General features: G+C 73.7%; 1 protein-coding gene. It reads left to right on the top strand.

Going from position 1 to position 10,875, the window contains the following annotated elements:
- The first annotated feature begins 31 nt into the window (after positions 1 to 31).
- Positions 32 to 10,843, top strand: a complete 10,812-nt coding sequence (locus ACIG36_RS06475; RefSeq protein WP_399923976.1) for an SDR family NAD(P)-dependent oxidoreductase — start codon at positions 32 to 34, stop codon at positions 10,841 to 10,843.
- Positions 10,844 to 10,875: the final 32 nt, after the last annotated feature.

The raw sequence follows: 10,875 nt of genomic DNA, 5'->3' as shown, positions 1-10,875 counted from the left end.
CAAGAGGTGACCTCAGGTGAACGACCCCCAGGTGAACAACGAGGAAAAGCTGCGCTATTTCCTCCGGCGAGTGACCGCGGACCTGCACGAGGCCCGCGAACAGCTCCAGGAGATCGACGCGCAGAAGCGGGAGCCCATCGCCATCGTCGCGATGAGCTGCCGCTACCCCGGCGGCGTGCGGTCCCCCGAGGACCTGTGGCAGCTGCTCGTGGACGGCCGGGACGCCATCACCGAATTCCCCACCGACCGCGGCTGGGACCTGGAGGGCCTCTACGACCCGGACCCCGACGCACGGGGCACCAGCCATGTGCGCGAGGGCGGATTCCTCGACGGCATCGACCGGTTCGACGCCGGGCTCTTCGAGATATCACCGCGCGAGGCACTGACCATGGACCCCCAGCAGCGGCTGCTGCTGGAGAGCGCCTGGGAGACGTTCGAGCGGGCGGGTATCGACCCCACGTCCCTGCGCGGCAGCCGGACCGGCGTGTTCGCCGGCGTCATGTACCACGACCACTCGTCCGTCCTCCAGCAGGCGGTGGAGGACGTCGAGGGCTACATCGGGACGGGCAGCGCGGCCAGCGTCGTCTCCGGACGAGTGGCCTACACCTTCGGGCTGGAGGGCCCGGCGGTGACGGTCGACACGGCGTGCTCGTCGTCGCTGGTGGCGCTGCACCTCGCCGTGCAGGCGCTGCGGCAGGGCGAATGCTCGCTGGCCCTCGCGGGCGGCGTCACCGCCATGTCGAACCCCACGGCGTTCGTGGACTTCAGCCGCCAGCGCGGCCTGGCCGCCGACGGCCGCTGCAAGCCGTTCGCGGCCGCCGCCGACGGCACCGGCTGGGCCGAGGGCGTGGGCATGCTGCTCGTCGAGCGGCTGTCCGACGCCCGGCGCAACGGCCACCCCGTCCTGGCCGTGATCCGCGGCTCCGCCGTCAACCAGGACGGTGCGTCGAACGGGCTGACGGCTCCCAACGGCCCGTCGCAGCAGCGGGTCATCCGGCAGGCGCTCGCGTCGGCCGGGCTGTCGGCCGCCGACGTGGACGTCGTCGAGGCGCACGGCACGGGCACGACGCTGGGCGACCCGATCGAGGCCCAGGCGCTGCTGGCCACGTACGGAAGGGGGCGCGCCGAGGACCGGCCGCTGTGGCTCGGCTCGCTGAAGTCGAACGTCGGGCACACGCAGGCCGCGGCCGGTGTCGGCGGCATCATCAAGATGGTGCAGGCCATGCGGCACGGCGTACTGCCCAAGACCCTGCACGTGGACGAGCCGACCCCGCACGTCGACTGGTCGGCGGGCGCCGTGCGGCTGCTGACCGAGCCGGTCCAGTGGGCGGCGGACGGCGGACCGCGCCGGGCCGGCGTCTCCTCCTTCGGCTTCAGTGGCACCAACGCCCACACGATCATCGAAGAGGCACCCGAGCAGGAACCCGCCGACGAGGAGCCCGCCACCGCACGGCCCCTGCCGACGCCCGTCCTGCTGTCGGCCAAGGACGCCGGCGGCCTGCCCGCCCAGGCCGAACGGCTGCTCGCCCATGTGACGGACCGGCCGCAGCACACCATCGCCGACCTCGGACTCTCCACGGCGACGTCACGGGCGGCGCTCGACCACCGCGCGGTGGTCGTGGCCTCCGACCGCGACGAACTGCTGCGCGGCCTCGAAGCACTGGCCCGCGGCGAGCAGCCGGCGCCCGGGGTGGTCGTGGGGGCGGCGGCGCCGCGGCAGACGGTGGCCATGCTGTTCTCGGGCCAGGGAAGCCAGCGGACGGGGATGGGACGCGAGCTGTACGCGTCGTTCCCGGCGTTCGCCAAGGCCCTCGACGCCGTGTGCGCCGAGCTGGACGTCCACCTCGACCGGTCGCTGCGCGACGTGATCCTGGGCGAGGACGACGACCGGCTGCTGGACCGGACGGAGTTCACTCAGCCCGCGTTGTTCGCCGTCGAGGTGGCGCTCTACCGGCTCGTCGAGTCGTGGGGTGTGCGGGCTGATTTCCTGGCCGGGCATTCGATTGGTGAGCTGGCTGCCGCGCATGTGGCGGGTGTGATGTCGCTGGCCGATGCGGCGGCGCTGGTCGCGGCCCGGGGGCGGTTGATGCAGGCGCTTCCCGCCGGTGGCGTGATGGTGGCGGTGCAGGCCTCGGAGGACGAGGTCCTTCCGCTGCTGGCCGGTTACGAGGACCGGGTCGGTGTCGCTGCGATCAACGGTCCGTCGTCCGTTGTCCTGTCGGGCGAGGAAGAGGCCGTCACGGCGATAGCCGGGCTGCTCGCCGAGCAGGGGCGTAAGACGAAGGCCCTGCCGGTCTCGCACGCGTTCCACTCGCCGCTGATGGAGCCCATGCTCACCGACTTCCGCGCGGTGGCGGAGCGCATGACGTTCACCCCGCCCGCGATCCCCGTCGTCTCGACCCTGACGGGCCGGCCGGCCGGCGCCGAGGAGCTGTGCGACCCGGAGTACTGGGTGCGCCACGTCCGCCGGGCCGTCCGCTTCGCGGACGCCGTCGGGACACTGGCCGCCGAAGGCGCGACCGCCTTCCTCGAGATCGGGCCCGGCGGGGTCCTCACCGCCCTCGCCCAGGACCTCCTCGGTGACGAGAGCGACATCGTGACCGTCCCGGCGCTGCGCGCCGACCGACGCGAGGACGTGGCGGTGACCACGGCAGTGGCCCGGCTCCACGTCCACGGCGTCGCCCTCGACTGGCCCGCCGTCTTCGCCGACCGCGGCGCCCACCGCGTCGACCTGCCCACCTACGCCTTCCAGCGCGAGCGCTACTGGCTCGAGACCCGGCCCGCGACCGGTGACCTCGACCACGTGGGCCTCGGGCCGGCCGACCACCCGCTGCTCGGCGCGGTCGTCACCCTCGCCGACGGGGAAGGCGTCCTGCTGACCGGACGACTGTCCACCGCGACGCACCCGTGGCTCGCCGACCACGTCGTCATGGACACCGTGCTGCTGCCCGGCACGGCACTCGTGGAACTGGCCATCAGAGCCGGCGACCAGGTCGGCTGCGACCACCTCGACGAACTGACGCTGGCAGCACCGCTCGTCCTGCCCGAACACGGCGGCGTCCGGATCCAGATCGTCGTGGACGCCGGCGACGCATCCGGCCGCCGCGCCCTGCGCCTCTACTCGCGCCCCGACGCCGCCACCGCCGACGACCCCTGGACGTGCCACGCGACGGGAACCGTCTCGGCGAGCCGGACCGCGCCGTTCGAGCCGTCCGGCGCATGGCCGCCGCCGGGCGGGGCCTCGGCCGACATCGATGCGCTGTACGAGGGCATGAGCGGTCTGGGGCTGGAGTACGGGCCGGTGTTCCGGGGCGTACGAGCCGGATGGCGGCTCGGCGACGAGGTCTTCGCGGAGATCGCGCTGCCGGAAGGCGTCACCGCCACGGGCTTCGGGGTGCACCCCGCGCTGCTGGACGCCGCGCTGCACGCCGTGGGCCTCGGCGACTTCACCGCGGACCACGACCGCGCCCGGATTCCCTTCGCGTGGAGCGGCGTGCGCCTGTACGCCACCGGCGCGACGGCCCTGCGGGTCCGCCTGGCACCGGCCGGCCAGGACGCGGTGTCCCTGCTCGCCACGGACGGCGCGGGTGCCCCCGTCCTCTCGGTCGAGTCGCTGATGCTGCGCCCGGTGAGCGCCGCGCAGCTCTCGGCGGCCCAGGGAGTCCAGCACGATTCGCTGTATCGGGTGGAGTGGGTGCCGGGTGCGGTGTCCGGTGCTTTTGACTCTGTTGACGCGGCTGGTGTGAGTGTTGTGGCGCCTGGTGGGGATGTGCGGCGGGCGTTGGGGCTGGTGCAGGAGTGGTTGGCTGACGATCGGTTTGCCGGGTCGCGTCTTGTGTTGGTGACGCGGGGTGCGGTGGGTGCGGTTGCCGGTGATGTTGTGGATGCGTGGCAGGCGGCTGTGTGGGGTCTGGTGCGGTCGGCGCAGTCGGAGAATCCGGGCCGGTTCGTGCTGGTGGACGTCGATGGTGATGACGACGAGAGTCGTGTGGTTGCCGCTGCCTTGAGTGCTGGTGAGTCGCAGGTTGCGGTGCGTGGGGGAGAGGTGCTTGTGCCTCGTCTCGTACGGGCCGACGTCCCCGAAGCGTCCGATGCCGCCGCTTTTGCCCCCGGCGGCACCGTCCTCGTGACCGGCGCCTCGGGCGTTCTCGGGCGGCTGGTCGCCCGCCACCTCGTCGTCGAGCACGGTGTCCGGCACCTGCTGCTCGTCAGCCGGAGCGGCCTCGGCACCGAGGGCATGCCCGACCTCGTCGACGAACTCTCCGAGCACGGTGCCCAGGTCACCGTCTTCGCGTGCGACGTCGCGGATCGCCCTGCGCTGGCCGAGGTGCTGGCCGCCGTCCCCGTCGAGCACCCGCTGACGGGTGTGGTGCACGCGGCGGGTGTGACGGACGACGGGATCGTGCCCGCCCTCACCCCCGACCGCATCGCCAAGGTCTTCGCGCCGAAGGCGACGGGCGCCCTCAATCTCCACGAGCTCACGCGCGAGATGGATCTGTCGGCGTTCGTGCTGTTCTCTTCCGCTGCCGGTGTGTTCGGCAGTGCGGGGCAGGGCAACTACGCGGCCGCGAACTCCTTCCTGGACGCTCTCGCCGTGCAGCGTCGTGCGGCCGGTCTTCCGGCCGTCTCGCTGGCCTGGGGACTGTGGTCCGAGACCAGCGCGCTGACCAGCGAACTCGGCGAAGCCGACCAGCGCCGCATCACCCGCTCGGGCATGCGGGCCCTGGACTCCGCCACCGGCCTCGCCCTGTTCGACCGCGCCCTCCGGCCGGCCGCCGACCCCGTTCTCGTACCCGTCCAGTGGGACATCCGCGCCCTGCGCGAGCAAGCGCGTTCCGGCTCGCTCCCGCCCCTGCTGTCGGCCCTGGCCCCCGCTTCCGTCCGCCGCGCCGAAGCCGCGGCCGGCACTCCTGGCGAGGGCGTACCTTCGATGCTGGCGCGGCAGCTGGACGAGCTGACGGCGGAGCGTCGGCACGAACTGCTGCTGGACCTGGTCCGCACTCACGCCGCCGCCGTCCTCGGCCACGGCCGCCCCGAGTCCGTCCAGCCCGCCCAGGCCTTCCGCGAGCTCGGCTTCGACTCGCTCACCGCCGTCGAGCTCCGCAACCGCCTCGGCTCCGCCACCGGCGTGCGGCTGTCGGCCGGCCTGGTCTTCGACTACCCCACCCCCGACGCCCTGGCCCGCCACCTGCTCGACGAACTCGCGGACAACCGGACCACCGACGCCGGCAGCGCCCCCGCACGCTCCGGCGCCCCGGCCCGCGCCGGCGACGAGCCCATTGCCATCGTCGCGATGAGCTGCCGCTACCCCGGCGGCGTACGCACCCCCGAGGACCTGTGGCAGCTGCTCGCCTCGGGGACCGACGCCATCTCCGACTTCCCCGCCGACCGCGGCTGGGACCTGGACCTGCTCGCCGACGGCACCCCCGACAAGGCCGGCACCAGCACCACCCGCAAGGGCGGCTTCCTCTACGACGCGGGCGACTTCGACCCCGCCTTCTTCGGCATCTCGCCACGCGAGGCCCTGGCCATGGACCCGCAGCAGCGGCTGCTGCTCGAGACCTCGTGGGAGGCCTTCGAACGCGCCGGAATCGACCCGGCGTCGCTGCGCGGCTCGCGGACCGGAGTGTTCGCGGGCGTGATGTACCACGACTACGCCTCCGCCCTGCAGACCGTCCCCGAGGGCGTCGAGGGCTTCCTCGGAACGGGCAACTCCGGCAGCGTCATCTCGGGCCGGCTGTCCTACACCTTCGGGCTCGAGGGCCCGGCGGTGACGGTCGACACGGCCTGCTCGTCGTCGCTGGTGGCGCTTCACCTCGCCGTGCAGGCCCTGCGGCAGGGCGAGTGCGAGCTGGCGCTGGCCGGCGGTGTGACGGTGATGGCCGGGCCCGGAGCCTTCGTGGAGTTCAGCCGCCAGCGCGGGCTCGCGGCGGACGGCCGCTGCAAGGCGTTCTCGGCCGACGCCGACGGCACGGGCTGGGCCGAGGGCGCCGGCATCCTCCTCGTGGAGCGGCTGTCGGACGCCGAGCGCAACGGTCACCCGGTACTGGCCGTGGTGCGTGGGAGCGCGGTCAACCAGGACGGCGCGTCCAACGGCCTGACCGCCCCCAACGGGCCGTCCCAGCAGCGCGTGATCCAGCAGGCGCTGGCCGGCGCGGGCCTGTCCCCTTCCGACATCGACGCGGTCGAGGCGCACGGCACGGGCACGACGCTCGGCGACCCGATCGAGGCCCAGGCCCTGCTGGCCACCTACGGGCACGAGCGGCCGGAGGGACGGCCGTTGTGGCTCGGCTCGCTGAAGTCCAACGTGGGGCACACGCAGGCCGCGGCCGGCGTCGGCGGCATCATCAAGATGGTCCAGGCGCTGCGCCACGGACTGCTGCCGAAGACCCTGCACGTGGACGAGCCCTCGCCGCACATCGACTGGTCGGCGGGCGGCGTGCGGCTGCTGGCCGAGCCCGTGGAGTGGGCGGAGAACGGACGTCCGCGCCGGGCCGGTGTCTCCTCCTTCGGCTTCAGCGGCACCAACGCGCACGTCATCATCGAGCAGGCACCGGCGGCGCGGCCGGACACCGGCGATCGCAACCGCACGGCCCCCTCGGGCACCGCCGCTGCCTGGGTGCTCTCCGCGAAGAGCCCCGAGGCCCTGCGCGACCAGGCCGCCCGGCTCCTCGCCCGAGCCCAGGCCGACGACGGCCTCGACGTGCGGGACGTCGCCTACTCGCTGGCCACGGGCCGCACCGCACTGGAACACCGGTCCGCCGCCGTGGCGGCCGACCGCGCCGGGATGCTCGAGGGCCTGCGCGCCCTGGCGAACGGCGAGCGCTCGACGGCAACCGTCACCCACGACGGGCCGGTTGCCGGGGGTGGCCGGACGGCGTTCCTGTTCTCGGGGCAGGGGAGTCAGCGGTTGGGGATGGGGCGGGAGTTGTATGCCGCGTTCCCGGTGTTTGCTGAGGTGTTTGACGCCGTGTGTGTGGAGTTGGATGCCCATCTCGAGCAGCCTTTGAGAGACGTGGTGTTCGGCGAGGACGCCGATCGGCTGAATCGGACCGGGTTCACTCAGCCTGCGTTGTTCGCGGTCGAGGTGGCGCTGTACCGGCTCGTCGAGTCGTGGGGTGTGCGGGCCGATTTCCTGGCCGGGCATTCGATCGGTGAGCTGGCTGCGGCGCATGTGGCGGGTGTGATGTCGCTGCCGGATGCCGCTGCGCTCGTTGTGGCTCGTGGCCGTTTGATGCAGGCGTTGCCGGTGGGTGGGTTGATGCTGGCGGTGGAGGCTTCGGAGGAGGAGGTGTTGCCGCTGCTGGTGGGTCGTGAGGAGTCCGTCGGTGTTGCCGCGGTCAATGGTCCTTCTGCTGTGGTGCTCTCGGGTGTTGAGGAGGCGGTGGTCGAGGTCGGTGGCCTGCTGGCTGCTGAGGGCCGTCGGACGAAGCGGTTGGCGGTCTCGCACGCTTTTCATTCGCCGTTGATGGATCCGATGCTGGCGGCGTTCCGCAAGGTCGCCGAGAGCATCACCTACTCCGTGCCGTCGACGCCGGTCGTTTCCACTCTCACCGGCCGTCTGGCTTCTGCCGAGGACCTGTGCGACCCGGAGTACTGGGTACGGCACGTGCGTCACACGGTCAGGTTCGCCGACGCCGTGCGGGCGCTCGTCTCGGAAGGCGCGGGCGTTCTCGTCGAGATCGGTCCCGGTGGGGTGCTGAGCGCCATGGCGCAGCAGACGCTGGACGACCTGGCGGACGCGGACGCCTCCGCTGTCGCCGTCCCCGCCCTGCGTGCCGACCGCTCCGAGGACCTGGCCGCCGTCACCGCCCTGGCCCGGCTCCACGTCCTGGGCGTCTCCCTCGACTGGCACGCCGTCTTCGCCGGCACCGACGCCCGGTTCGTCGACCTGCCCACCTATCCCTTCCAGCGCCGGCGCTACTGGCTGGAGAACGCACCTAGCGGCATCAGCAACGTGGCATCCGCCGGGCTGACGGCCGTCGGCCACCCGCTGCTGGGCGCGGCCGTCGCGCCGGCCGACGGCGAAGGCCTGCTCTTCACCGGACGACTGTCGACGGCCACGCACGCGTGGCTCGCCGACCACGTCGTCATGGGCAGCGCCCTGCTGCCCGGCACCGCCCTGGTGGACCTCGCGCTGCACGCGGGCGGCCAGGTCGGCTGTGACCGGCTGGACGAGCTGACGCTGGAGGCGCCGCTCGTGCTGCCCGAGGACACCGGCGTTCAGCTGCAGGTGCTCGTCGCTTCTCCCGACGACACCGGCCGTCGAACGGTGAGGCTGTTCTCCCGCGCCGAGGGCGCCGCGGCGGACGAACCGTGGACCGCGCACGCCACAGGCACGCTGTCCGCCGCATCCGGAGAAACGTTTGACCTCTCGCAGTGGCCCCCGGCCGGGGCGACGGAGCTGAACGCCGAAGCCGTGGACGAGCTCTACGAGCGCATGGCCGGGCTCGGCCTCGACTACGGGCCCCTCTTCCGGGGCGTCCGGGCGGCCTGGCGGCACGGTGACGAGCTCTTCGCCGAGGTGGCGTTGCCTGACGCCGACGTCACGGGCGCCACGGACGTGACCGGATTCGGCGTTCACCCCGCACTGCTCGACGCCGCACTGCACGCTGTTGCGCTCGGCGGTCTGCTGCCCGACACCGGTCAGGCCCGGGTGCCCTTCTCATGGAGCGGGGTGCGGGTCTACGCCACCGGCGCGTCGGCTCTGCGCGTGCGGCTGGCGGCCGGCGGGCAGGACGCGGTGTCGCTGCTGGTCGCGGATGTCGCAGGGCGGCCCGTCGCCTCGGTGGACTCGCTCGTCCTGCGCCCGGTCTCCGCCGAGCAGCTGGCTGCCGCGCGCGGCGACCGGCAGGACTCGCTCTACCGCGTCGACTGGACGCCCCTGCCTCTGCCTTCGGCTCCCGCCGGGCCCGTCACCGGCCAGTGGGCGTTCCTGGGCGACGGTGACGGCGGCGCCGACGTTGACGACATCGGCAACGACCAGGCCCTCGTCGACGCCCTGCGAGCCCGGGGCCTCGACCCGCGACCGCTGCCCGCCCCTGCCGTCCCCACCACCGGTCCCGCCGCGCGGCCGGTCGGCCGCGCTCTCGCGCTGCTGCAGGAGTGGCTGAAGGAGGCCGCCACCGCTACCGGCGACGACGCGTCACGCCTCGTCCTGGTGACCCGCAACGCCGTGGCGGCGGGCGTCACCGATGCCTCGGCCCTCGACCCCGAACAGGCCGCCGTGTGGGGCCTGGTGCGCTCGGCGCAGTCGGAGCACCCGGACCGGTTCGTACTGGTCGACCTCGGCACGGGCTCCGACGCTCCGGACTCCGACGCTCCGGACTCCGACGCTCCGGACTCCGGCCTCGCGACGGCCCTGCCCTCCGCCCTGGCCACAGGCGAGCCGCAGCTGGCCCTCCGCGGCGACCGCCTGTACGTTCCGCGGCTCGCCCGCGCGACCACCGGAACGACCACGACCACAGCCCCCCTCGCCCCGGAAGGCACCGTCCTGGTGACCGGCGCGACCGGTGCCCTGGGCCGGCTCGTCGCGCGGCACCTGGTCTCCGTCCACGGCGCCGGGCATCTGCTGCTCACCAGCAGGCGGGGGCCGGACGCCGAGGGCGCGGCCGAGTTCGCGGCGGAACTGGAGGCGCTGGGCGCGACGGTGACGACGGCGGCCTGCGACGCCGCCGACCGGGACGCGCTCGCCGCCCTCCTGGAAGCGGTGCCCGCCGAGCACCCGCTGACGGCGGTGGTGCACGCGGCCGGCGTGCTGGACGACGGGCTCCTCGACTCGCTGACGCCCGAACGGCTGGACCGGGTCTTCGCGCCCAAGGCCGACGCGGCCCGTCACCTGCACGAGCTCACCCGGGACGCGGACCTCTCCCTCTTCGTGCTGTTCTCCTCCCTCGCCGGCACCTTCGGCAACGCCGGCCAGGCCAACTACGCCTCCGCCAACGCCTACCTGGACGCCCTGGCGCAGCGCCGCCGGGCCGACGGACTGGCGGGCAGCTCGCTGGCCTGGGGCCCGTGGGCCGCCAGTGGCGGGGGGATGCTGGGCGAGGTGGACGCCGAGGCGCTGGCGCGGATGGCGCGCGGCGGGGTCTCCCCGCTGCCGGAGGACGAAGGGCTCGCGCTCTTCGACGCCGCGATCGCGGCGGACGGCGGCGTGTACGTCCCGGTCCGCCTCAACCTGCCCGCCCTGCGCGCCCGTGCCGCGACGGCACCCCTGCCCGCCCTGCTGCGGGGGCTGGTACGGGCCCCCGCCCGCCGGGCCGCCGAGGCCGCGTCCGCCGTGCCGCTGGCGCGGCAGCTGGCGGGCGCGTCCGGGGAGCAGCGCCGCAGGATCCTGCTGGCGACGGTACGGGGCGAGGTCGCGGCCGTGCTGGGGCACGCCTCGGCGGAGGCGGTCGGGGCCGGGCAGGCGTTCCGTGACCTCGGCTTCGACTCGCTCACCGCCGTCGAGCTGCGCAACCGCCTCGGTGCCGTCACCGGACTGCGGCTCCCGGCGGGCCTGTTGTTCGACTACCCCACGCCGACGGCCCTCGCCGACCACCTGAACGGCGAACTGCCGGCCGACGGCGACCAGGCGGGCGCCCCCTCCCTCCTCGCCGAGATCGACCGGCTCGAGGCCGCGCTCACCGAGGCGGCACACGGCAAGGGCGACAAGGGAACGCACGCCACGGTCACCATGCGCCTCGAAGTGCTGCTCGCGAAGTGGAACGACGCGCGCCACGACGACGGCGGCACCGGAACCGGCAGTGCGGCCGGGACGGCGGCGGACGCCGCCTCGGTCGAATCCGCCACCGACGACGAACTCTTCGAGCTCCTCGACAACGAGCTCGGCACCACCGACTGACCACCGATCGACAGCACGAATTCCCTTGGCAT

The organism is Streptomyces sp. NPDC053048 (genome assembly GCF_044547045.1).
In the GTDB taxonomy this organism is placed as follows: Bacteria; Actinomycetota; Actinomycetes; order Streptomycetales; family Streptomycetaceae; genus Streptomyces.
This window is presented reverse-complemented; position numbering and strand designations above follow the sequence as displayed.